At 66.2% G+C, this 24,211-nt stretch carries 18 protein-coding genes; 7 read left to right on the top strand and 11 right to left on the bottom strand.

The genetic code is table 11. The annotated features are described in order from the left end of the window. Positions 1-7 precede the first annotated feature (7 nt). Positions 8-757, top strand: coding sequence for a metallophosphoesterase (locus G4Z14_RS05135; protein WP_164623713.1), 750 nt, complete (start codon positions 8-10; stop codon positions 755-757). A 30-nt stretch (positions 758-787) separates the two neighbouring features. Here the strand turns inward: G4Z14_RS05135 and G4Z14_RS05130 are convergent, their stop codons facing one another. The 5 genes from G4Z14_RS05130 to hmgA form a co-directional block, all read right to left on the bottom strand. After that, complete coding sequence (locus G4Z14_RS05130) at positions 788-979, bottom strand: DUF2783 domain-containing protein (RefSeq protein ID WP_164623712.1); 192 nt, start codon at positions 977-979, stop codon at positions 788-790. A 2-nt stretch (positions 980-981) separates the two neighbouring features. After that, on the bottom strand, positions 982-2,523 hold the full coding sequence (locus G4Z14_RS05125; protein WP_164623711.1) for an FAD-dependent oxidoreductase: 1,542 nt from the start codon (positions 2,521-2,523) through the stop codon (positions 982-984). Between the two features lie 83 nt (positions 2,524-2,606). Then, the gene (locus tag G4Z14_RS05120; protein WP_164623710.1) at positions 2,607-3,557 is read right to left on the bottom strand and encodes an MBL fold metallo-hydrolase; all 951 of its coding nucleotides are present in this window, start codon (positions 3,555-3,557) and stop codon (positions 2,607-2,609) included. Between the two features lies 1 nt (position 3,558). Further along, entirely contained in the window at positions 3,559-4,818 is a 1,260-nt protein-coding gene (gene fahA, locus G4Z14_RS05115; RefSeq protein ID WP_164623709.1) for a fumarylacetoacetase, read from the bottom strand. Positions 4,819-4,884: 66 nt separating this feature from the next. Further along, on the bottom strand, positions 4,885-6,246 hold the full coding sequence (gene hmgA, locus G4Z14_RS05110) for a homogentisate 1,2-dioxygenase (RefSeq protein WP_164623708.1): 1,362 nt from the start codon (positions 6,244-6,246) through the stop codon (positions 4,885-4,887). A 153-nt stretch (positions 6,247-6,399) separates the two neighbouring features. Here hmgA and G4Z14_RS05105 point away from each other — a divergent pair, with 153 nt between their 5' ends. Next, on the top strand, positions 6,400-6,558 hold the full coding sequence (locus G4Z14_RS05105; protein WP_164623707.1) for a hypothetical protein: 159 nt from the start codon (positions 6,400-6,402) through the stop codon (positions 6,556-6,558). Here the strand turns inward: G4Z14_RS05105 and G4Z14_RS05100 are convergent. Continuing rightward, positions 6,555-7,625 carry an MFS transporter gene (locus G4Z14_RS05100; RefSeq protein ID WP_164623706.1) on the bottom strand — a complete coding sequence of 357 codons (1,071 nt, stop codon included), beginning with the start codon at positions 7,623-7,625 and terminating at the stop codon, positions 6,555-6,557. The two genes, G4Z14_RS05105 and G4Z14_RS05100, sit on opposite strands and share 4 nt — an antisense overlap. 158 nt (positions 7,626-7,783) lie before the next feature. On the opposite strand from G4Z14_RS05100, the gene G4Z14_RS05095 reads away from it, so the two are divergent. Genes G4Z14_RS05095 through bktB form a run of 3 tightly spaced genes read left to right on the top strand, consistent with a single transcriptional unit; the run spans position 7,784 to position 9,998 of the window. Continuing rightward, a complete protein-coding gene (locus G4Z14_RS05095; protein ID WP_164623705.1) occupies positions 7,784-8,206 on the top strand; it encodes a MarR family winged helix-turn-helix transcriptional regulator in 423 nt (140 codons plus the stop codon). Further along, positions 8,203-8,832: a maleylacetoacetate isomerase gene (gene maiA / locus G4Z14_RS05090; protein WP_164623704.1), complete on the top strand. Its 630-nt coding sequence runs from the start codon at positions 8,203-8,205 to the stop codon at positions 8,830-8,832. Before G4Z14_RS05095 ends, maiA begins: the two co-directional genes overlap by 4 nt. Continuing rightward, on the top strand, positions 8,829-9,998 hold the full coding sequence (gene bktB / locus G4Z14_RS05085) for a beta-ketothiolase BktB (RefSeq protein WP_164623703.1): 1,170 nt from the start codon (positions 8,829-8,831) through the stop codon (positions 9,996-9,998). Before maiA ends, bktB begins: the two co-directional genes overlap by 4 nt. A gap of 6 nt (positions 9,999-10,004) precedes the next feature. Here the strand turns inward: bktB and pbpC are convergent, their stop codons facing one another. Continuing rightward, on the bottom strand, positions 10,005-12,047 hold the full coding sequence (pbpC, locus tag G4Z14_RS05080; RefSeq protein WP_164623702.1) for a penicillin-binding protein 1C: 2,043 nt from the start codon (positions 12,045-12,047) through the stop codon (positions 10,005-10,007). Beyond that, the gene (locus G4Z14_RS05075) at positions 12,044-17,491 is read right to left on the bottom strand and encodes an alpha-2-macroglobulin family protein (RefSeq protein WP_164623701.1); all 5,448 of its coding nucleotides are present in this window, start codon (positions 17,489-17,491) and stop codon (positions 12,044-12,046) included. The genes pbpC and G4Z14_RS05075 overlap by 4 nt, the downstream gene beginning before the upstream one ends. 173 nt (positions 17,492-17,664) lie before the next feature. On the opposite strand from G4Z14_RS05075, the gene G4Z14_RS05070 reads away from it, so the two are divergent. After that, positions 17,665-20,214 carry a response regulator gene (locus tag G4Z14_RS05070; RefSeq protein ID WP_164623970.1) on the top strand — a complete coding sequence of 850 codons (2,550 nt, stop codon included), beginning with the start codon at positions 17,665-17,667 and terminating at the stop codon, positions 20,212-20,214. A gap of 55 nt (positions 20,215-20,269) precedes the next feature. Here G4Z14_RS05070 and yaaA read toward each other — a convergent pair whose 3' ends face one another. Genes yaaA through G4Z14_RS05055 form a run of 3 tightly spaced genes read right to left on the bottom strand, consistent with a single transcriptional unit; the run spans position 20,270 to position 23,435 of the window. Then, positions 20,270-21,055: a peroxide stress protein YaaA gene (gene yaaA, locus G4Z14_RS05065; RefSeq protein WP_164623700.1), complete on the bottom strand. Its 786-nt coding sequence runs from the start codon at positions 21,053-21,055 to the stop codon at positions 20,270-20,272. A gap of 32 nt (positions 21,056-21,087) precedes the next feature. Next, positions 21,088-23,136 (bottom strand): DNA helicase RecQ, encoded by a 2,049-nt coding sequence (recQ, locus tag G4Z14_RS05060; protein WP_164623699.1) that lies wholly within the window; start codon positions 23,134-23,136, stop codon positions 21,088-21,090. 11 nt (positions 23,137-23,147) lie between these two features. After that, a complete protein-coding gene (locus tag G4Z14_RS05055; protein ID WP_164623698.1) occupies positions 23,148-23,435 on the bottom strand; it encodes a YggT family protein in 288 nt (95 codons plus the stop codon). Positions 23,436-23,564: 129 nt separating this feature from the next. Between G4Z14_RS05055 and G4Z14_RS05050 the strand changes: the two genes are divergently transcribed. Continuing rightward, complete coding sequence (locus G4Z14_RS05050; protein ID WP_164623697.1) at positions 23,565-24,125, top strand: acyl-CoA thioesterase; 561 nt, start codon at positions 23,565-23,567, stop codon at positions 24,123-24,125. The last annotated feature ends 86 nt before the right edge of the window (positions 24,126-24,211 follow it).

Raw genomic sequence — 24,211 nt, 5'->3', positions numbered from 1 at the left:
GGACCCCATGAGAACCTACGCCATCGGCGACATCCACGGCCAGCTTGCGCTCTTGCAGGCGGCCCATGCCCGGATCGCCGCCGATCAGGCCGCTCATGGCCCCGGCCCCGTGGTCCATATCGGCGATCTGGTGGACCGCGGTCCCGACAGTCCTGGTGTCATCGAGCATCTGATGCAGGGCATCGCGCGCGGCGAAGACTGGGTCGTGCTGAAGGGCAACCATGACCGGATGTTCGCCGGTTACCTGCGCGATCTGGCCTGGCACGATCCCCGCCTGCGCGTCGATGCCTCCTACCTGCACCCGAAGATCGGCGGTGTGCAGACCCTTGCCAGCTACGGCGTGAAGAATGCCGGCGACCGGCCCTTGGCCCCGGTCCATGGCGAGGCGGTTGCCGCCGTGCCGCGCGCCCACCGCGATTTTCTCGAAACCCTGCCCACCAGCTTTGCCCGCGGCGCGGTGTTCTACGCCCATGCCGGCATCCGCCCCGGCGTGCCGCTCGAGCGGCAGACCGAAGATGACCTGTGCTGGATCCGCGACGGCTTTCTGGAAGACCGCCGCGACCATGGCCCGCTGATCGTCCATGGCCATACCCATCTGGCCGCGGTGACGCATTACGGCAACCGGCTGAACCTTGATTCCGGCGCGGCCTATGGCGGGCCGCTCTCGGCAGTGGTGATCGAGGGGCGTACGGCCTTCCTGCTGACGGATCAGGGCCGCCAGCTATTGCCCGTCACCCCGAACGCGCCGATCCGCTGATCGGGCAGGCACCGGCGCAAGGTCGGGGCTTCACGCCCCGTCGCGCGCCAACGCCAGCGCCGCCTCCAGCACATCGGCCTCGCCGACATGGTTGGCCAGAATCAGCACCAGCCGGGCGTTCAGCGCATGACTCTCGGCCGCGCTCAGCCCGCGATGTGTGGCCAGAAGCCTTGCGTAAAAGCCATCGGCATCCGCGATATTGGGTTTCGTCACCAGCACCATCCTCAGCCTCCCCAACCCGCCGCCATGGCTGCGGCAATCGCGTCCGGCGTTGCAGTCAGCCAGCGCGCCGCCACCACCTGATCGGGGCGGATCAGATAGACCGCCCGCTCCGCCGAACCGAGATAGCGCCGCCGCAAATGGTCGTTCAGCGCCGGCTGCACCCCGCGCGCCCCCGGCACCGCGGGCGCCTCCTGCCCCAGCGCAAGCACCACGAACTCCCGGCCAAGCGCGTCCAGCAGCCAGCCGTCGTCGAAAGGCGCATCCGGTGCCACCGATCCCGGTCGCGCGCCGGACGGCAAATCGGCATCCGGCGCGACCAGCGGATAGGTGCAGGGCCGCGACAACCGCCCCGAATTCACCATTGGCCGGGCGAAATCCACCCGGCTGGCCAGATGCAGCACCGCATCGCGAAAAAGCCGCTCCACCCCGTCCTCGGGCGACATGAAGCGAGTGGAGCGTGAGGAGTTCAGCAGGTTCTCATCCGCCCCGAATACCCGCTCCCGGTCATAGCCCGCCAGAATCGCGGCAGGTTGCGCCCCCTTGACCACCGCCGCCAGCCGCCAGCCCAAGGCATCGACATCCTGCAACCCGCCATTGCCGCCGCGCGCCCCAAAGGGGCTGACGATATGGGCACTGTCGCCGACAAACAGCACCGGCCCATGCACGAACTGCCGCAGCCGCCGGCACTGGAAGGTGTAGATCGAAGTCCAGTCCAGCGTGAAATTCTTGTGCCCCACCACCTTCTCGATGCGCGGGATGATCCGTTCGGGCTGCTTTTCCACCTCGGGATCGGTGTCCCAACCGAGTTGCAGGTCGATCCGGTAGATATTGTCGGGTTGCTTGTGCAACAGCGCCGACTGACCGTTATGAAACTCCGGCTCGAACCAGAACCAGCGCTCCGAGGGGAAATCCGCCTGCATCTGGATATCGGCGATCAGAAAGCGCTCCTCGAACAGTTCGCCCTCGAACTCCAGCCCCAGCATGCCGCGCACCGGGCTGCGCGCGCCGTCACAGGCAATCACCCAGTCAGCCTCCAGCTCGTAAGGCCCATCCGGCGTCTCCACCGTCAGCACCGCATGATCGGCGTGGCGCTCGACCGCCACCACCTTGTTCTTCCAGCGCAATTCAATGCCCATGGCCTGCGCTCGGGCCACGAGGTATTCCTCGACATAATACTGTTGCAGGTTGACGAAGGCCGGCATCTTGTGGCCGTCCTCGGGCAGAAGGTCAAAGTTGAACACCTCCGCCGCGCGGTGGAAGGTGCGCCCGACCTTCCAGGTCACGCCCTTGTCCACGCAGGCCTGCCCGACGCCCAGTCGGTCCAGAATCTCAAGGCTGCGCTTCGACCAGCAGATCGCCCGGCTGCCCACCGACACCACATTGTTGTCGTCCAGCACCACCGCCGGCACGCCGTGATTGGCCAGCTCGATCGCCATCGCCAGCCCGATCGGCCCAGCCCCGACGATCGCCACCCTATGCCGCGGCTCGGCCGCCGTCAGCCCCGGCGGCGGCACATAGTCGAACGGCCGATACTCATAAGCCATGCTGCCCTCCCCGGCGCCTGCTTTCATACTGGAAAAAATATCCCACGGGGGTGCGGGGGTGTGAAACCCCCGCTCCTGACGGTTCAGCCCTGAAGGGCCGCCCACATCTCGCGGTCGCGCTCCGCCGTCCAGATCCGCGGATGGTCGATGCCGCGGGCCTCGTCATAGGCGCGGGCGACGTTGAAGGGCAGGCAATGCTCGTAGATCGCATAGTCCTTGAACTTCGGATCGCAGGCCGCGCGCACCGCGTCCCAGGCCTCCTTCAGGCTGCCGCCCCGGGCGGCCACTTTCGCCACCGGCCGATAGGTGCTTTCGACGAAATCCGCCGTCGCCGCCAGGGCTTTGGCCACCATGTCACGACCGACCAGCGCATCGCCGCGCCCCGGCGCAATGGCCACAGGGTCAAAGCTGGCGATATTGTCCAGCGTGTCAGCCCAGTCGCTGAAATGCCCGTCGCCGCAATAGCAGGCCGAGTGGTATTCCACGATGTCGCCGGTGAACATCACCTCGGCATCGGGCACCCAGACCACGGCATCGCCTGCGGTATGGGCGCGGCCGAGATGCATGATCTCGACCTTGCGCTTGCCCAGGTAGACCGTCATCGCCTCGGAAAAGGTGGTGGTCGGCCAGGTCAGCCCCGGAATTTCCTCATGGCCCTGAAACAGCCGCGGGAAGCGGCCGAACTCGCTGGCCCAGTCTTCCGCCCCGCGTTCCTCGACCATGCCGCGCGCTGCTTCCGACATGATGACCTCGCCCGCGCCATAGGCCGAAGCCCCCAGCACGCGGACGGCATGGTAATGGGTCAGCACCAGATGGCTGATCGGCTTGTCAGTCACGCTGCGGATGCACTCGATCACCTTGCGCGCCAGACGCGGCGTCGCCTGCGCCTCGACCACCATCACCGACTCGTCGCCGATGATGACGCCGGTGTTCGGGTCGCCCTCGGCGGTAAAGGCGTAAAGCCCCGGTCCCACCTCGGTGAACGAGGTTTTCTTCTCGCCCAGATCGCCCTGCGATGCGAATGCCTTGCTCATGTCAGTTCCTTTCATAGGGGTTCGCCAGCGCCGGGATCACCTTGCCCGCGCAGTCACCAAACCCGATCCGATACCCGTCGCCGCGTGCCGCACCGCGCAGCACCAGCGTGTCATTGTCTTCGATGAAGCTGCGGCTGCCGCCCTTGATGGCAAACGGCTCCTTGCCGCCCCACGACAGTTCCAGCAGGCTGCCCCGACTGTCCTTCTCCGGCCCCGAAATCGTGCCCGAACCCAGAAGATCGCCGACATTCATCGCGCAGCCGCTCGTGGTGTGATGCGCAAGCTGCTGCGCCGCCGAGTAATACATTTCCGCATAGTTGGTGCGGGCGATGACGGTCTCCTCGCCGCCCTCGGGCGTCAGCCCGACCTCCAGCGCAATGTCGTAGAGCATCGGCGTCGGCTCGGCGAGATAGGGCAGCAAGACCTTCTCCCGCGCCGGGGTCGAGGTGCGGAACGGCTCCAGCGCCGCCTTCATCACCACCCAGGGGGAGATGGTCGTCGCCGTCGCCTTGGCCTGGAACGGCCCGAGCGGCTGGTATTCCCAAGCCTGAATGTCGCGCGCCGACCAGTCGTTCAGCAGCACATAGCCGAAGATCATCGCGTCAGCTTCGGCCACCGTCACCGGATAGCCATGCCGCGAGGCTTGCCCCACCACCGCGCCCATCTCCAGCTCGATGTCAAAGCGGCGCGAGGGCTGGAAGGCCGGCAGCTCATGCTCGGGTGATTTCACCTGCCCCCAGGGCCGGCGCACCTCGGTCCCCGACACCACCACCGACGAGGCCCGGCCATTATACCCGATCGGAATATGCAGCCAGTTCGGCGGCAGGGCGTTCTCCGCCCCGCGGAACATGGTGCCGACGTTGAAGGCGTGGTTCCGCCCGGCATAGAAATCGGTGTATTCCGCCACGAGGAAGGGCATGTGCAGCACCGCCCCGGCGCGCGGCACCAGATGCGGCTCCACCTGCGGCCGCGCCGCCGCGCCTTCGGCCAAAAGTGCCGTGATCCTCGCCCGCAGATCAGCCCAGACCGCCGGTCCGGCCTCCATCACCTCGTTCCAGAACGGCACGTCAAACAGCGGGCCTTCGGCAAAACCGAGGATCCCCTCTTCCTCCAGCGCCGTCAGGTCCAGAATGAAATCGCCAATCGCCACGCCACAGCGCGGCTCCTGATCTCCCGTCGAAAACACCCCGCAGGGCAGGTTGTTCAGCGGAAAATCAGTGTCGCCATTGGCGCTCTCAACCCAAGACCGGATCAAACCCATCGTCTTGCCTTTCATATTGGCACAAATATCCCACGGGGGTGTGGGGGTGTGAAACCCCCACTTGCGTCATTTCAACCCGGGCGTGCCGTCGAATTTCTTCTCCAGCGACCCCCAGCAGTCGATGTAGTCTTCCTGCATGTGGCCGGCGGTCGCGGCCCAGGGGGTGAGGTGCTGAGGGAAGCGGGTTTCGAACATGAAGCTCATGGTCTCGTCCAGCTTTTCCGCCTTCAGCTCGGCGTTGGAGGCGCCTTCGAAGGCGTTCTTGTCCGGCCCGTGCGGCAGCATGCAGTTGTGCAAGGACATGCCGCCGGGCACGAAGCCCTTGGGCTTGGCGTCATAGATGCCATAGATGTTGCCCATCAGCTCGGACATCACGTTCTTGTGGTACCACGGCGGGCGGAAGGTGTTTTCCGCCACCATCCAGCGTTCGCGGAACAGCACAAAGTCGATGTTGGCCGTACCCTCGATCCCCGACGGCGCGGTCAGCACGGTGAAGATCGACGGGTCAGGGTGATCGAACAGGATCGACCCCACCGGGCAATAGGTGCGCAGGTCGTATTTCACCGGGGCATAGTTGCCGTGCCAGGCCACCACGTCGAGCGGCGAATGCCCGATTTCGGTCAGGTGGAACTGGCCGCACCATTTGACGTAGACCCGCGAGGGCGCCTCGCGGTCTTCAAAGGCCGCCACCGGGGTCTTGAAATCGCGCCGGTTGGCCATGCAGTTGGCGCCAATCGGCCCCCGCCCCGGCAGCACGAATTTCTGGCCGTAATTCTCGCAGACAAAGCCGCGCGCCGGGCCTTCCAGAACTTCGACACGATAGACCAGGCCGCGCGGCAGGATGGCGATTTCGCGCGGTTCAAGGTCGATGATCCCAAGCTCGGTGCAGAACCGCAGCCGGCCCTCCTGCGGCACCACCAGAAGCTCACCATCGGCCGAGAAGAAATACTCGTCCTTCATCGAGGTGTTCACCAGATACATGTGGCTGGCCATGCCGGTCTGGGTGTTCACATCCCCCGCCGTGGTCATGGTGCGCATGCCGGTGATCCAGTTGAGATCCTCGCCCGGCACCGCCACCGGGTCCCAGCGATACTGGCCGAGCGACACGATGTCGGGGGCGATCAGCGGCGCCGATTTCCAGTGCGAGACCGAGATCTTCCGGAACCGGTGCGTGTGCTTGACCGAGGGCCGGATCCGGTAGCACCAGGTCCGCTCGTTCTGGTGGCTGGGCGCGGTAAAGGCGGTGCCCGAGAGTTGCTCGCCATAAAGCCCGTAGTTGCATTTCTGGGGCGAGTTCATGCCCTGCGGCAACGCACCGGGCAGCGCCTCGGTTTCAAAGTCATTGCCGAAGCCGGGCATGTAGAACTCATGGGTGCCAACAGGTGTCACGGCGCGGATCATGCCTGATGGCCTATTCTGCGTGTTCATGGGGGGCCTCGCGGAATCGCTGCAGATTTGATGAGTCTTTGATCCATAAAATATCGTTGCACCTGCAACGAAGTCAAGCCCGCAATCCTTTGTTAACAGCCTTGGCGCAAACTTTCGGTCGAGGCAGGGGCCTGCGATGGAAAGGGAAATGTGATGTCTGTGGAATATGTCGATGGAATCCGGGTGTTGCGACTGCAGGACGGATCGGGTCAGCACGGCCAAACCGATGATCTGGCCATGCTGCGTATCTGGCAGATGTTGACCGGCGGTCACGCCATGCGTGACGCGGGCCTGTTCAACCGTCGCTTCTAGGCCCGCGTCAGCCGGCGCAGGTTCAAGCCGGCCAGAACGCTCAGCCCCAGCGCCACACCAAGGATGATCTGGAAAAAGCCCTTCGGCCCCAGGCCGCTCAGGGCCTGCGTGATGAGAACCGGCTGCACGATGGCGCCAAGCATTCCCGCGGCCAGAAGCAGGGCGGAAACCCGCGTGGTGGCGCCCATGCGCCGCAAGCCGGTGAGGTACTCGCCGTGGAAGATGTAGCCGCAGGCAAACCCCATGAAAGGAAACCAGAACCCGGCGTCACCGGCAATCGCGGCAAAGGTCAGAACCGCCAGCAGCGCGAGCGTCGCCGCATAGATCGCGAAGGGCGCGATGCGATGGGCGATCACCACCAGCGACAGCCGCGCCACCAGATAGCTGATGAAGAACAGCGACAACAGCCGCGCGGCCGCTTCCGGTGTTTCTCCGGCCTGAGCAAGACCCGTTGGGCCAAGCCCGACAAGGCTGGATTCCAGCCCGATGCCAAGGAAGGCAAAGCCAAGGATGGACCAATCGATCCGGCCGTCGCCCCCGGCCCGTGCCGGAGCGGCGCGGGTATCGCCCATCGCCAGCGTTGCGACAGCAACAAGACCCGCGAAGATCGTGAATACCCAGAACACCGCGGCCGGATCCTGCCCCAGCCCCAGAAACACTTGCGGCGCGGCAATGGCGCCAAGCGTGAACAGCGCGTTCATCAGGCTCATCATCGCTGGGCCGCGAGCGCCGAAAGCGGCCAGAACCCGCGGGTTCCAGACTGCGGCAATCACGCCATAGCCAAAGCCGAACACGCAGGCGCCTGCCAGAACCATGGCCCAGTTGCTCATCAGGGCCAGCAGTGCGGTTCCGGCAGCGGCGGACAGAAGTCCGGTTTTCGGGCCGATGACCGTCGGCGCCGCATAGACCGCCCCGACCGCCGTCAGGCTGCCAGCCCAGAACACCGAAAGCACCCAGCCGACGGCGGAAATCTCCAGCCCGAAAATCCGGGCATAGACCGGCAGCACCGGCCCGAAGATTGCCTGGGCGAGCCCCAGAATGACGAAGCCGGCGATGCCCGTCGCCAACAGCAGAAATTTCGTCCGGCGCGTCATTCGAATGCCTCACAAGGATCGCGGTGCCCTAATGCGCCCGCCCGCCAAGGTCAATCAAGCTCTCCGTGATCGGCCCTTGCGCCGTCGCCCGCTTGCGGGCAGGCTTTGGCCAGTCCCGCCCAGGTGCCGCCATGAGTTTCGATCTCTCTGCCTTTCTGCCCTATCAGCTTGCCGTGGTCTCGAGCCGCATTTCGCGCGAGTTTGCCGAACGCTACAAGGCCGAGTTCGGGCTGAGCATCCCGGAATGGCGGGTGCTGGCGCATCTGGCGCAGTCGGATGCCGTCTCGGTGCGGGAAATCCACGCGCGGGTGGATATGGACAAATCCAAGGTCAGCCGGGCCGCAGCGCGGCTTGAAACGTCAGGCCTGATCGAAAAGCGCGAGAACGCCGAGGATCGGCGGCTTCTGGACATGCGGCTGACGCGCAAGGGGCGCGAGCTGATCGCACGCATCATGCCGATTGCGGACACTTATCAGGCCGAAATCATCGCGCAACTTGGCGCACTTTCCCCCGAGTTCCGCGCCGGGCTGCAAAAGCTTTACGAGGACAAATGACCAAGCTTCACGACTACTGGCGCTCTTCCGCCGCTTACCGGGTGCGCATGGCGCTGAACCTTGTCGGAGAGCCGTTTGCGCTGGCCCCTGTCGACCTGCTCAAGGCCGAACAGACCGGCGCCGAAAACCTTGCGCGCAATCCGCAGGGTCTGGTTCCGACACTGGAGATTGACGGGCTGTCGCTGACCCAGTCGCTGGCGATCATCGAATATCTGGACGAGACCCGCCAGGCCGGTTTCCTGCCCGACGACCCGGCAGGACGCGCCCGGGTGCGGGCCTTGTCCTATGCGGTGGCGATGGAAATCCACCCGGTCTGCAACCTGCGTGTTGGCCGCTTTGCCGAAAGCGCCTCGGGCGGAGCGATCACCATGCAAGCCTGGCAGCAGAAATTCATCAGCGAGGGGCTGGCGGCGCTGGAGGTCATGTTGGACCATGCCGCCACCGGCCGGTTCTGCCATGGCGACCGCGTGACCATGGCCGACCTTTGCCTTGTGCCACAGGTCTATAACGCCCAGCGCTGGGGGGTGGACGTGACGTCGCACTCGCAAATCGCGCGCATCGTGGCAGAGTTGCAGGCGATCCCGGCCATCGCCGCCGCCCATCCCGACAAGGTGAAACCCCAATGACCGACGTCTTCATCCTCTCTGCCGCCCGCACCGCCATCGGCAGCTTTGGCGGCAGCCTGTCGGGCCTTGGTCCGATTGACCTTGCCAGCCATGTGGCAAAAGCCGCGATTGCACGGGCGGGGGTTGAGGCGGGGCAGATCGGCACAGCGGTTTTCGGCCATGTCCTCAATACCGAGCCGCGCGACATGTACCTGAGCCGGGTTGCCGCGATCAATGCGGGCATGGCCGAAGGCGCAGTGGCGATGAACGTCAACCGGCTTTGCGGCTCGGGGGCGCAGGCCATTGTGTCGGCGGCGCAGATGCTGATGCTGGGCGATGCCGATCTGGCGCTGGCGGGCGGGGCGGAGTGCATGAGCCGCGCGCCCTATATCCTGCAGACCGCGCGCTTTGGGCAGAAGATGGGGGACACCAAGGCCATCGACATGATGACCGGCGCCTTGACCTGTCCGTTTGGCACCGGCCACATGGGCATCACCGCCGAGCACGTTGCGGCCGAGGGCGGCATTTCCCGCGCCGATCAGGATGCCTTTGCTCTGGAAAGCCAGACCCGCGCCGCCCGTGCGATTGCCGAAGGGCGGTTTGCCGATCAGATCGCGCCGCTGGACCTGGCGGGCCGCAAGGGCACGGTGTCCTTTGCCGTGGACGAACACCCGAAGGCCACGACCGCCGAAGCGCTGGCCGGCCTGCGCCCGGCCTTCCAGAAGGAGGGGACGGTGACGGCCGGCAATGCCTCTGGCATCAATGATGGCGCGGCGGCGCTGGTGCTGGCGCGCGGCGATGCCTTGGGCGGCCGGACACCGCGGGCGCGGATCATGGGATATGCGGTGGCGGGCGTCGCCCCGCGGGTGATGGGGCTGGGGCCGATCCCGGCGGTGCAGCAGCTTTGCGCCAGGCTGGGTCTGAACCCCGCCGATTTCGAGGTGGTGGAATCGAACGAGGCTTTCGCGGCACAGGCCATCGCCGTGAACCGCGGCCTCGGGCTGGACCCTGCGCGCGTGAACCCCAATGGCGGAGCGATCGCCCTGGGCCATCCGGTTGGGGCGACCGGCGCTATCCTCACCACGAAAGCGCTTTATGAACTGGAGCGGACGGGCGGCAAGACCGCGCTGGTGACCATGTGCATCGGCGGCGGGCAAGGCATTGCGCTTGCCATCGAACGGGTGTGAGCGGCCCTAACGCAAACGCACGGTGGCCCGGGCGGACCGACCGGCGGCGTCGATCACCGACAGGGTGACGAAGCCTTGTCCCAGCCCCGGCAGCATCACCGCGCGGTCACGCAAGGCGACGGCGACCGGGCGGCCATTGGCAAGCCAGGTGAAGGGGGCGGTGCCGCCTTCGACCTTGGCCATCAGGCCAGCCTGCAACAGTTCCACCTCGGCCCCGTCGGGCGGGAAGGCGACGACGGGGGCGTCGGCCGCCGCCTCGAACGCCGCCGAGCGGCTGCGGAAGCGCTGCAAGGGCTGCGGCAGCTGGGCATTGGCCAGCAGCAGCGTTGCGGGTGGGGCGGCAGCTTGCGGGGCGAGACCCGGCTTCAGGCGGGCAAAGGCCTGAAACAGTACCGGCGCTGCCAGATCGGCGCCGAAGGCCCCCGGAACCGGCGTGCCGTCCGGGCGGCCCATCCAGACCCCGATCACATGCCGCCCGTCATAGCCGATGGCCCAGGCATCGCGGTGGCCATAGGAGGTTCCGGTCTTGTAGGCCAGCCGGTTCTGCGGCGCTCCGGGCGGCGGGGCAAGCCCGGCAAGGATGTCACCGACAAACCATGCGCTCGTCGTGGCCAGCAAGCGCTGGCCCTCGCCGCCGCCATCCGCCATCCGCCAGCGCAACGGCAACGCAACGCCGCCCCGCGCGAGCCCGGCGTAGAGCTGCACCATGTCTTGCAGCGTCACGCCAATGCCACCGAGCGCAATCGCCAGACCCGGCTGACCCGGCGGCAGGTCATATTTCACGCCGGCCCTGTCGAGTGCGGTCAACAGCCGCGCCGGTCCCAGCGCCTCGATCAGCGCCACGACAGGGATGTTCAGCGATTGTTGCAGCGCCTCGCGCACGCGGATGGTGCCGCGAAACTGGCGGTCGAAATTCTGCGGGCGATAGCCGGAAAAATCCGTCGGGCGATCTTCGATCAGGGTTTCGGGATGGGCGAGGCCCTCGTCAAAGGCCAGACCATAGACCAGGGGTTTCAGCGTGGAGCCGGGGCTGCGCAGGGCCTGCGTCATGTCGACAAAGCCGGCGCGGGCGTCATCGGTGAAAGCCGAGGAACCGACGGAGGCCAGAATTTCCCCTGTCCGGTGATCGGCCGCCACCAGCGCGATCTGCAGCCGGTCGCCCTGCCCGGCGACGCCCTCAGCCGCCAGCGCCTCGAAGGCCGATTGCAGGCCACGGTCGAGGGTCAGGTGATGGATCTGCGCCGCAGGGTCGGCGGCACGGGCGCGGTCGGCCATATGGGGGGCGAGAGCCGGAAAGGCCTTGCGGCTGGCGGGGACAAGCTCGGTCCGCGCCGCGCGCGCCTGTTCGGCGTCGATCAGCCCGTCGCGTTCGGCCCGCGCCAGAACCCGGTCCCGCGCGGCGGTGGCGCGGGCAATGTGGCGGTCGGGGCGGCGGGTCTCCGGGCTTTGCGGGATGGCGACCAGCAGGGCGATCTCGGCAGGTGTCAGACGCGCCGGTTCCTTGCCGAAATAGGCCAGCGTTGCGGCGCGGATCCCTTCCAGATTGCCACCATAGGGCGCAAGCATCAGATATAGCCCAAGGATTTCGTCCTTGGTAAGCCGCCGCTCCAAGGCCCATGCCACGCGCATCTGCCGCAGTTTGCCCGAGACCTGCCCCGTCGTGCCTTCTTCCAGAAGCCGCGCGACCTGCATCGTCAGCGTCGACCCGCCCGAAACGATGCGGCCATTCCAGACTGCCTGCCCCAGCGCGCGGGCGAGTGCGCGGAGGTCGACGCCGTCGTGTGCCAGAAACCGCTTGTCCTCATAGGCCATGAGCGCTGCGGCAAAATCCGGGTCCACGTCGGCAGGAGCAACCGCCAGCCGCCAGCGACCATCGGCCACCGTATAGGCACGCAGCAGCGCCCCCTCGCGGTCCAGCACCTGCACGGAAGCACTCGGCACAAGGGGCGGCAGGCGGGTGGCGTCGATCCAGCTGTCCAGCCGGTCACGGCCAGTGGCGGCAAGGACCAGCCCCGCCGCCAATGCCAGAAGGAACCGCGCCCGCATCACTCTGCGACGGTCAGGCGCCCGGTTTCCGACCGCCCGGTCAGGTCGGGACGATACATGTCCTCGACTGAAGCCGCCGGGTGGTGGAACGTGCCGGGCGACACCGCACGCACGACATAGGCCAGCTTGAAGGGCTGGTCCGAATACCGGTCGATCGCGGTCAGGAAGCGGTCCTGCCGGAACTCGGAATGGGCGACCTCGCTTTCCAGCCCCAGCCAGTCAAGCGCCTCCAGCGCCCCGGCGGTGATGAGATTCGGGTTATCGATCTCCAGCCCCGCCGGCAGGGGATCGGCAACCATGAGCCGCGCTTCGCCCCGGCCGAAGGGCGTGATCTCCAGCACGGCAACGAAGCGATCCCCAACCTTGACCGCGCCCATATCGGCGGGTTCCCCCTGCAAGGTGAAATAGCTGCGGGTGATGGCGTAGCCGGTGCCGCCCGCAGGTTCGGGTTCTGACGGCACGCCATAGGTTGTCACCGTCAGCGTGGTATCGGCGGCGCTGTCGTTCTTCACCCGGATCGGGGCAGCAGAGGTGGCATCCAGAACCTTGACCAAAGGACCATTTGCAGCAGTGCCGTCAATGGTGATGCCTTCGGCCCCGGCCCGGTCGATCAGCGCATTCGCGGCCAGAAGCGCCCATGTCGCCTCTTGCGTCGACAGGTTTCGGTCGGTGGCGATGCGGGTGGTCAGCATCTCCGTGTCAACCACGGCACTGCCCGCCTCGGCCGCCAGCGCCAGAACGGCGGCCGCGTCGCGGAAGCTGGTGCCATAGTCGGCCCGGAAGATCTGCTCGGCCTCAGCGCCTTGTAGGGCCTCCAGCGCGACTGCGGCACGGCGGAACATCGCATCGGCGCGGGGCTGGTCGCCATAACTGGCAAGCCCGGCCCCAAGTTGCGCCATGGCGGTCGGGGTGGCGAAGGCATCGCCCTTGACATCGGCGTAGTAGCGCAGATCACCCACGGCAGCAGCCCCTTCGCGGGCCAGCACCATCAGCGCATAGGCCAAGGGTTCCCCGCCCTTGTCGAAGTCGGGGTAGTAATTGACCTGATTGCGCAGGTTGTCCAGGGCGCGGCGCAGGGCGAGGTCTGGCACCGCAAAGCCCCGCGCCCGGGCGCGACTGAGAAAGTCGGTGACAAAGGCATCCAGCCACATGTCGCCATCATATGGCCCCCAGAGGCCGAAGCCGCCGGTAGAGGACTGGTTCATCAGGATTTCCGTGATGCTCTCCGCGACCCGGCCCTTGATGTCATTCGCCTGCGGCAGGTCCAGCGCAACTGCCACCTGATCGAAATACAACAGCGGCAGCGCCTTTGACGTCATCTGCTCGGTGCAGCCATAGGGATAGCGGTCCAGCGCGGCCAGAATGCCCGGCGCGTTGATCCGGGCGATCGGGCCGACGGCCATGGTGGCCTTGCCCGAACCGGGGACCAGCCCGGCAAAGGCGTTCTGGTCGAAGGTGAATTCCTCACCCTTGGCCAGGGTCAGGCGACTTACCCGCACGACGGCCGGGTCATTGATCTGCACCGGAACGGAGAGGGTCTTTTTCAACTGCTTGCCGTCAGGAGTGGTCAGCGCCACCTCGATGGTTTGCACCCCTATGTCGCCGGCCGTGACCGGAATGGCAAAGACCGCCTTGGCCTTGTCGCCCAGATCGACGCCAGACGGCACCGGCCCCAGCGTCAGCCCCGGCGAGGAGACATCAAGACCCATCCGGCCCGAGGGTCCGGTGGCATGGACGATTTCCAGCAACAGACGAGACTCGTCCCCCGGCGCCAGAAAGCGCGGGACCGACGCGGTGACGACAACCGGATCGCGCACCAGCACATCGGCATTGGCCTGACCCAAACCGGATTTTGACCATGCCACCGCCATCAGCCTGACCGAGCCGTTGAAGGACGGCAGGGCAAAAGAGGCGCGGGCGTAGCCATCGCCATCCACGGCAATCGGGCCAGAGAAATAGGCCACCAGCTCCTCGGTCGGCGGCGGCGATTGCAGCCGCGCCTGCGCACCTGCGTCCCCGCCCGAGCGCACCTGACCCTCGGCGCCGTTCAACCCGTCGATCAGGCGACCATAAAGGTCGCGGATGCCCACCCCCAGCTTGCGCTGGCCAAAGTAATGGCCCTGCGGATCGGGGGCCGCAAAGGCAGTCAGGTTCAGGATGCCGACATCGACGGCGGCAAGGGTGACATAAGCGGTCTCGCCCTCGGTCACGCCCTCGACCTTCACCGCCACGTCCACGGGGCCACGCGGAGCGGTCTCGACCGGGGCTTCGATGGTGGCTTTCAGCGCTGCCGCTCCGGGGTCGATCGCGGCATGGGTCAGGCCCAGCGCTCGAGTCGGATTGCGGCCCGCCGCCACATCCATCGGGCGCAGGACCGAGGCAGTGACATAGACCCCGGCCCCCCAGTCATCGGTAACGGGAAGCTCGATCAGGTTCTCGCCCTCCGTCACCTCGACTGCCTGCATGGCGATCAGACGGTTCGAAAGAACCGTCACAAGGGCAGTTCCCGCGGCCCGTGGCACAACGCGCAGCGTGGCGGTGTCGCCGGGCTTGTAAGCGGGCTTGTCGAGCGACAGCTCCAGCATGTCGGGCGTTGCCGAGGCATCCGCGCCGCCATACCACCCGGCGTAGAAGGTGATCGACGTCGCGGCCGGCACGCCATCCAGCCCTTCCAACAGGATTTCATATTCGCCCCATTGCACCGGAACGGCAATTTCCACCGGCTGCCCGGCCAAGGACACCTCACCCTCACCGGCCCGCTGCCGCGAGGTGACCGGCTCCCAGTTCCAGTTGCCGCCCTGTTGATACCACTGATACTCGGTCTCGATCCGGTTGATGGTGTAGCGGGCCTTCATCGATGCCGGTTTCAGGTCAGGCCCGATGCCGACAAGGCTGAAACGCGCCTCGCTCCCCTCAGCCGCCACATCTTCGAACAGCGGCTTCACACCGATCATCGGCGCAGAGGGGGCGAGCAATCGGGTGATCTGCCGTTCGACCGGGCGGCCCGAACCTTCGGCGACGCGGACTGTCGCACGCAGTTCAACCGGGCGGCCGGGGTCTTCGACCGCGGGCAGGGCCAGAGCCAGCGTAGCCGCGCCGTTGCTGTCCGTACGCGCCGGGGCGATGGGTTCCATCACCGCATCGAAAGGCTGGTCATGGCGACCAAAGCTGTAGCCCGGGAACCCGTCCAGTTCCTTGGCGGTGCGCAGCAGGACCTCGCCCTCCACCGCCAGATCGGCGCCCGGCGCACCAAAAAGATATCGGGCGGCAAGGGTCAGATCGGGCGCATCGCGCAGCCGGATTTCTGCCGCCGCAAGGTCAAGGTCGAAGTCGATGCGTTCGGGCAGGAAATCCTCGACGAGGACGGTTTTCGACGTCAGGGCATCCGCCTCCAGATCGGCAAACACCTCCAGCCGCCAGACGCCGCGCGGAGCGGAGCCTGCAATCGGCAGCTGGAACACATGGCCGCCTGCGCCGGCGTCGCCCACCAGCGCGCGGGAATACTCCACCCCGTCGGGACGTTTCAGAATCGCGGTCAGCGGCAGGCCCTCAACCGCCCTCGCCTGCGGATCGCGCGCCAAGGCCGTGGCAAACACCGTTTCACCGGCCCGATAGGCACCGCGGTCTGTGGTGAGGAACACATCGACCGGCGGCGCGGCTTCGCGCCCTTCCACCCCGCGGTCGGAAAGGTCAAACTCCGGGTCGGTCAGTGACAGGAAGGCCATGTCGCCCGCGCCATCCTTGGCCACCACCATCGCCGGTGCAGCAGAGCCTTTGCCCAAGGCCAGTCCCGCATCAAAGCGGGCATAGCCCATGGCATCGGTACTGGCGGTTGCCAGAACCTCGTTTGCCCTGGACAGAAGCTCGACCGAAACCGCCTCTTTCGCGCCTGCCGTGCCAAGACTGCGGACGAAGACATGCAGCCCGTCCACGCCCGAAAGCGTGGTCAGCCCAAGGTCCGATACCACGAACCATTGCCAGCCTGCCGGCACGACATAGGGATCGACGCCGGGCACCGCAGCGCGCAGCGCATACACCCCCGCCGGCTGGCCGGCCAAGGCCTCGGCCAGAGGCAGGCGGGTGGTCAGATCCCTGTTGACCTCTTGCGGCACCGTGGCCGTGCCGGTCCAGATTTCCGTGCCGATCTGACTGGAGAAATCATATTCCTGAAACTCCATCATCGGCTGGCCGAGATAGCCATTCTGCACCGAGCGCAGCAGGTTGCGGTCGGTGACGCGGAAAAGCGCAAGCTCCAGCTTGTCGGTGTTCACCGTCTCCACCGGGATCGCCACGGCGTCGCTGCGCGGCAGGACATAGCCGCGACCGGGGAAGCGCACACCGGGGCTGCGGTCACGGACATAAGCGGTGATGTCGATGGATTTTGCCAGCGTCTGGCCATCCGCCGCCGGCAGCCCTTCGCGGAAACTCACGGTCTGGCGCGAGCCATGGGCGACGCCCTCGACGCAAAGCTGCCGCCAGCCGTCGAAACTGACCGTCAGATCAGGGGCAGGAAGCTGAACGAAGGTCGCGTAATCGACCCCCGATTTCACCAGATCTTCGGAGAAATTGACACAAAGGCGCGGGCGGGCGGAATCGGCCTGAACCTCATGGTCGATGATGCGGAAACCGTATTTCCCGATGGCATCTTCCAAAGCCGCTGCGGTGTCGTCGCGCATCTGCAGGCTTTGTGCCAGACGCAGCGCCTGCACCGTGTCCCGGCCGCGGTCGATCGCCTCCAGCGCCTGCCCCATCCCGACAAGGATCGTATGCTGCAAGGCCGCGCCATCCGCCCGCAGATAGGCATTCACGGCGGCCTGATAGGACTGTTCGTGATACTGGCGGCGGTTGTTCTGGTCCTGCAGGCCGGCCTCGTAAAGCAGCCGGGAATACTCGGCCCAATCGGCGGCTGCATCGGTCAGGTTCAGCCCGGCGCCGACAAACCGGCTGGCCGTCGCCGGGTCGCCATTGGCTTCGGCCTCGGCGGCGGAGCGGAAATGGTCCTCGGCGGTGAAGGGCCCGGTGACATGGGCGTTGCCAAGGTTTCCGGCCTGTTCAAGGATTCCCTGAAGCTCCCAGGGTTGCACGAATGTCAGTTCGTCCGCGCGGGTTCCGGCACGATCCGCCGCCCCGGCTTCGGCCGCGATCACAAAGCCGGACAGGGCGCCCGAGAAGGCCTCGGCCTCTCCCGGCTGCGACTTCGGGAAACAGGCGGCCTTGCGGGTGTTGAAGGTGAAGGCCGTGCAGGCCGGATTGGTCAGGCAGGCGCGCTCGCAGGCCTCGATCGTGGTGTCGAAGATCGACTGCAGATCGCCGCCCGGAAGGTCGGTGTTCTCGGTCAGGACCAGCCGGCGCTCGGGGATCAGGGGCTGGGCGGATAGCCCGCCGGCAGCGGCAAGACACAATGCCGAAATGGCCCCGGCCAGGGCCAGAATTCGAAATGCCCGCATGTGAAATCTCCCGAGTCTGAACTCGGCCCGAGTTTCGCATGCCGCCCTTCGTGCAAGCAAGCGAAGTTCACGCAACAAAAGGAAAACCCGTTAAGCGCGTATTCACAATGTTCCGTCAGTCTGGCCGGGCGCAGCGGCCCGAAGGCGCTGCGGATTTCGTGCAGGATGGACGGATGGACATCGGGGAAAGGCTGGCAAGGGAACGGCGGGCAAGGCTGGCGGCGGAACGCTTGCTGGAACAGAAGAGCCGTGAACTCTTTGCGGCCAACGAAAAACTTGCCCGACACGCCCGCGCGTTGTCGGACCAGATCGTCGAACAGCGGCAGGTGGTAAAATCCGCCCTGACCGAAGCCGAACTTCTGAAGGGCCAGAACAGCCGGGTTCTGGGCGATCTTGACCGGGCGCAAAGCGCCGCTGTCATGGCAGAACGCCGGTTGTGGGATTCGATCGACACCATCCCGGATGGCTTTGCGGTCTTTGACGCCGACCAGCGGCTTGTCGCCGCGAACACCGCCTATCTCGCCGCCTTTCGCGGCAGCGACATCATCGTCGGCGCCAGCTATGGCGACATCCTGCATGCCGCCAGCCACGGCGGGCTGGTGGAACTCGGCGATGAGCTGCCGGCTGACTGGTGCGCCCGCATGCAGTCGCGCTGGCTGGCCGGGGAAATCGACCCCGTGGTCGTGCAGTTCCGCGGCGGCGTCTGGGTGCGCCTGATCGACCGGCGCGCGCGCGATGGCGGCATGGTCAGCCTCGCGCTCAACATCACCGAAGAGATGCGCATCTGGGCCGCGATCGAGGCGATCCCCGATGGCTTTGTGCTTTTTGACAGGGAGGAACGCCTCTTGGCCTTCAATCAACGCTACCGCGATATGTTCCGCGACAGCGCCGAGGCGATGGTGCCCGGCGTCGCCTTCGAAGAGCTTTTGCGCCACGGCCTGCGCAACGGCCATGTTCCCGAAGCCGTGGGCCGCGAGGAGGATTGGCTGGCCGAGCGGCTCGATCAGCTCCGGGTGGCCGATGGCGTCTCGGAATGTCAGCTATCCGATGGTCGCTGGATTGAAGAACATGACCACCGCACCCCTGACGGCGGCCGCGTCGGCCTGCGCCGCGACATCAGCCAGCAACGCGAACAACAGGCCGCGCTTGAGGCCGCAAGGGCCGAGGCCGAGGCGGCGAACCGCGCCAAATCGGCCTTTCTCGCCAACATGTCGCACGAAATCCGCACGCCGATGAACGGCGTCGTCGGCATGGCCGAACTGCTGTGCGACACCGCTCTCAGCGAAGAGCAGCGGCTGTTCGCTGAAACCATCCGTTCCTCGGGTGAGGCGCTTCTGGTCATCATCAACGACATTCTCGACTATTCGAAGCTCGAGGCTGAACGGATGACGCTTCACCCCGAACCTTTCGATCTGGAGCGTACCATCCACGAAGTCACGATGCTTCTGCAACCGCGCGCGCGGGAGAAGGGCATCGACCTGATGATCGACTTCGACATGTTCCTGCCCACCCGCTATGTCGGTGATCCGGGGCGGCTCAGGCAGGTGCTGACCAATCTGGTCGGCAATGCGGTGAAGTTCACCGAAAAGGGTCATGTTCTGGTGCGCGTCGTCGGGCTGGAGGACAGCCCGGGCCGCCAGCAACTGCATGTCACGGTGGAGGATACCGGCATCGGCATCGCGCCCGACAACCTTGACCACATCTTTGGCGAGTTCAATCAGGTGGAAAGCCAGTCGAACCGCAAGTTCGAAGGCACGGGCCTTGGCCTTGCCATCACCCAGCGCCTGATCGAACGGATGGAGGGCGCAGTCTGGGTCGACAGCGAGATCGGCAAGGGCTCCTGTTTCGGCTTCCGCCTGTCCCTGCCGGTGGCCGAGGCCGCCGCGCCGCCGCGCCGCCCGATCCACATCAAGCGCGGGCTGGTGGTCGACGACCAGTTCATCAACCGCACCATTCTGGAACGTCAGCTGGTGCCCTGTGGCATCAGCGTGACGCTCTGCCGCTCGGGGGCCGAGGCCATAGTCGCGCTGGAAACCGGGCAGTTCGATGTGGTGATCACCGACCACGACATGCCGGAGATGGACGGGCTGCAACTGGCCGAAAACATCCGGGCCATGGGCAATCCGGTGCCCTTGGTGCTTTTGTCCTCCAGCCCCGCCAATGCCCGGGAAAGCGGCCGGGCGGCGCATCTCGCGGCGATCCTGCAGAAACCGGTCCTGCGGGCCGAGCTTTACCGACATTTGCAGGCCATCTCCGGCGACGAGGAGACCGAGGAAATCGTGCCCGCCCTGCCCCCGCCCCCAGCGCGCGAGGCCCGCAAGATGCGGGTGCTTACCGCCGAAGACAACCGCACCAACCAGCTGGTGTTCCAGAAGATGGTGCGCGACATCGACATTGATCTGGTCTTTGCCGGCAATGGGCGCGAGGCGGTGGAACTGTGGCAAAGTTTCAGGCCCGACATGATCTTCATGGATATTTCCATGCCCGAAATGGACGGCCGCGAGGCCGCCCGCGCCATCCGCGCCGCCGAAGGCGCGGCGCATGTGCCGATCGTGGCCCTGACCGCCCATGCGATGGAAGGCGACGCCGAGGCCATACTTGCGGCGGGGATTGACCGCTACATGACCAAGCCGCTGCGCAAGCAGGCGATCACCGCAACGCTGGCGGATTTCTGTCCGGCCGATGCCTTGCCGATTGCCGTCGCCGCGGAAACGGCCGCCTGATCCCCGGGCTGGCCCGTTTCGCAGCGAGCGGATGAAATCCGACGAGGCGCGGCCTTCAGGCAGCTTCGACTGCGGGTGCGGGGCGGCGGAACACCAGACGCGCATCGTCCGATTGATCTGCGGCAAAGGCATAACCGCCGGTCGAGAAGCCGCGCAGGTCGGCCGCGTCGGTCAGGTGGTTTTCCGCAATGAAGCGGGCCATCGCCCCGCGCGCCTTCTTGGCCCAGAAGGAGACGATCCTGGCCTCTCCAGCCTTTTCCTCAAGAAAGACGGGTGTGAGGACGGGCAGACCGAGGGCCTTCACATCCACCGCCCCGAAATATTCGGCCGACGCGCAATTCACCAGGACCTTCGCCCCGACCTCGGCTGCGCGCGCCTTCAAGGCCAGCGCCGGCTTCTTGCCCCACCAATGGTAGAGGTCCGGCCCCTTCGGGTTCGCCAACCGCGCACCCATTTCCAAGCGATAGGGCTGGATGCCATCCAGCGGGCGCAAAAGGCCATAAAGCCCGGACAGAATCCGCAGATGGCCCTGCGCCCAGCGCAGCGTGTCGGACTCCATCCGTCGCGCCTCAAGACCCGCGTAGGTATCGCCATCAAAAAGAAAGGCCGCCGGCTGACCGGGGGCCTTGGCGTCAAAGGCGGCGAAGCGGTCGCGGTTCAGGTCCCCGAGCTTGGGCGAAATGTCCATCAGCGCGCAAAGATCGCGGGCCGAAAGCCCGCGCGCCAGTGTGGCGAGCCTGGCTGCATCGGTCAGAAACTCCGGCACCGTCAGGTCAATCCCCGGCGGCAGGAGATGGGGCTTTTCGTTCAGCCGCTTGGCGGGGGAAATCACGGTCAGCATCGGGGTCTCCATTGCGGGCAAACTGGCCCGGATCAGCCCTCGCGCAGGGCTTCGAGAAAGGCCGCGCCAAAGCGGTCGACCTTCTGGTCGCCCATTCCCGGCATGGCTTGCAACTCCGCAAGCGTCGAGGGCCGGCGTTCGGCAATATGGCGCAGCGTGGATTGCGTGCAGGTCAGGTACTTGCCGATGCCATCCGGCCCGCGCGCAAGCGAAAGCTGCACCTCGGCCAACCGATCGTAGACCGCCCCCGCATCGCGCCCGACCAGCGCCTTGCGCGCCGGGTGCAGCGCCGCCGCCTCTGCCCCGGTGATGACCGCCAGGAACACCGCGCCATAGCTTTCCAGCTTTTTCGAGCCGACCCCGGTGATGCCCATCATCTGATCCAGTGTCGCCGGGCGCTTTTCGGCCATCTCAATGAGCGTGCGGTCGGGGAAGATGACATAGGCTGGCACGCCTGCCGTCTCGGCCAAGGCGCGGCGCTTGGCCTTCAGCGCGGAAAGCAGGCTTGCATCCTCTTCCGCCACAAGGGTTTTCACCGCATAGCGCGGCTGGGCCTTTTCCACCGTGTCGCTGCGCAGTGTGATGCTCGCCTCGCCGCGCAGGATGGGACGGGCCGCCTCGGTCATGCGCAGGGCGCCGAAGCGCTCGCCATCCGGGCGCACCAGATCACGCCCCATGATCTGACGAAAGACCGCCCCCCAGGCCGGCTTCGACAACTCCTTGCCAACCCCGAAGGTGGGCAGCGCGTCGTGGCCCTTTTCGCGGACCTTGGCGGTGGCATTGCCGGTCAGGATGTCGATCAGATGTCCGGCGCCGAACCATTCGCCGGTGCGCAGGATCGCCGACAGCGCCTTGCGCACGGCGTCGGTGGCGTCAAACAGCGCCGCGGGATGCTCGCACAGATCGCAGGTGCCGCACGGCCCGGACGCTTCGCCGAAGTAGCCCAATAGCACCTGACGGCGGCAGGCCGTGGCCTCGGCCAGACCGAGCAGCGCGTTCAGGCGGGCATGATCGGCCTCCTTGCGGTCGGGCGGCGCGGTGCCCTCATCAATCTGGGCCCGGCGCAGGCGGATGTCGTCGGGGCCGTAAAGCGTCAAGGTCTCGGCGGGGGCGCCGTCGCGGCCCGCGCGACCGATCTCCTGATAATAGGCTTCGACCGATTTCGGCAGATCGGCATGCGCCACCCAGCGGATATCGGGCTTGTCGATGCCCATGCCGAAGGCAATCGTCGCCACGACGATCAGCCCGTCCTCCTGCTGGAAGCGGATTTCCACCCGGCGGCGATCTTCGGCCCCCATCCCGCCGTGATAAAAGGCGGTGGCGTGCCCTTCCGCCCGCAGCGCGGCGGCAAGGGTTTCGGTCTTGGCGCGGGTGGCGCAATAGACGATGCCCGACTGGCCACGCCGGGCGGCGGCAAAGCCCAGAATCTGCTCGCGCGGCTTGTCCTTGACGGCAAAGGCAAGGTGGATGTTCGGCCGGTCAAAACCGCGCAGGAAGGTGTCGGGGGGCTGGCCATCGAACAGGCGTGTGACGATCTCAGCTCGGGTTTCCTCATCGGCAGTGGCGGTGAAGGCGGCAACCGGCACGCCCAAGGCCCGGCGCAGATCGCCGATGCGCAGGTAATCAGGGCGGAAGTCGTGACCCCATTGCGAAACGCAATGCGCCTCGTCGACCGCGATCAGGCTGCATCCGATACGGCGGAGCATGGGCAGGGTGGCACCGGACGCCAGCCTTTCGGGCGCCATGTACAGAAGCTTCAGGCGCCCTTCATCCAGCGCTGTGAACACCTGTTCGGTTTCCTCGTCGGTATTGCCCGAGGTCAGCGCCCCGGCCTCGACCCCGGCTTCGCGCAGGCCCCGCACCTGATCGCGCATCAGTGCGATCAGCGGCGAGATCACCACCGTTACCCCCTCGCGGCAGAGCGCCGGCAACTGGAAGCACAGCGACTTGCCGCCCCCCGTCGGCATGATGGCCAGCGTGTTGCGCCCGGCCAGCACGGCCTGCACGATTTCGGCCTGACCGGGACGAAATCCGGGAAAGCCGAAAACGGAATGCAAAAGCGAGGCGACATCGGCAGGCATGGGGGAAGGTATCACCCGAAGGCGTAAAGATTGTTTGAAATCACAATTTCGGCGGCAAAGACCGCCAGCAGCGCCGCCAGAGGGGCAAAGTCGATCCCTGCGGTCGGCGGCAGGATCCGGCGAATGCGCGAGTAGACCGGCTCCAGAACCCGGTTCAACCCGTTCCAGAGTTGCCAGACCAGCGGCTGCCGCAGGTTCAGCACGTTGAAGTTGATGAGCCAGCTCATGATGACATGGGCAAGCACGATCCATTTGGCGACATGGATCAGCATCAGGACGATCTGGAGAAGCGAGGTCATGCGGGGCACCTACAATCTGTTGTGGTATGGGTAATGCGAGACCCCCAGAAGCGCAAGGGACGCCTGCCGTAGCGTTCCGCTTGACCTTTGTCGCGGCGGTGGGCAGGCAGCGGGAAAAGGAGGCGCCGCATGTATCCCTATCTCCGCATGGCCAAGGAAATGTGGAAGTTCCGCAAGGCGCCGCCTCTGGCGATTCTGGAGCCTCACATCAGCACCCATCGCATCTGGCCCTGGGACCTGGACCCCTGGCGCGAGTTGAACAACGGCCGCACCCTGACGCTGTTCGATCTGGGCCGCATCCCGATGTCGGTGCGGATGGGGTTTGGCCGCGTGGCCAAGGCGAAGGGCTGGGGCATCACGGTGGCGGGCAATTCCACCCGTTACCGCCGCCGCGTGACGCTGTTGCAGAAGCTGACACAGGTCAGCCGCGTCCTTGGCTGGGACGACCGCTTTGTCTATCTGGAGCAAAGCTTCTGGCGCGATGGCGACTGCACGGCCTCGATGCTGTTGCGGTCGGCCTTCATCCGCAAGGGCGGCATGGTGCCGCCGCAAGAGGTGCTGGAGGCGCTGGGCCAGCCGGTGCGAAGCCCGGACCTGCCCGATTGGGTCAAGACCTGGATCGCCGGGGACGCGGGGCGCGTCTGGCCGCCGGCCCTGCCCGAGGCGGCGCGGGCAACTGTGGCGCGCTGAGCCTTCCCGCCGCGAAGCCCTCCCCTTGCCAGCCCGCCCGGTTTCGGGCCTTATCCCGGTCCAGGGCCGCGAACGGGCCGCAGGAG

It is taken from the genome of Tabrizicola oligotrophica, from assembly GCF_011008935.1.
In the GTDB taxonomy this organism is placed as follows: Bacteria; Pseudomonadota; Alphaproteobacteria; order Rhodobacterales; family Rhodobacteraceae; genus Tabrizicola_A; species Tabrizicola_A oligotrophica.
Note: the sequence above shows the minus strand (reverse complement) of the source record. Positions and strands in the feature narration are given on the sequence as shown.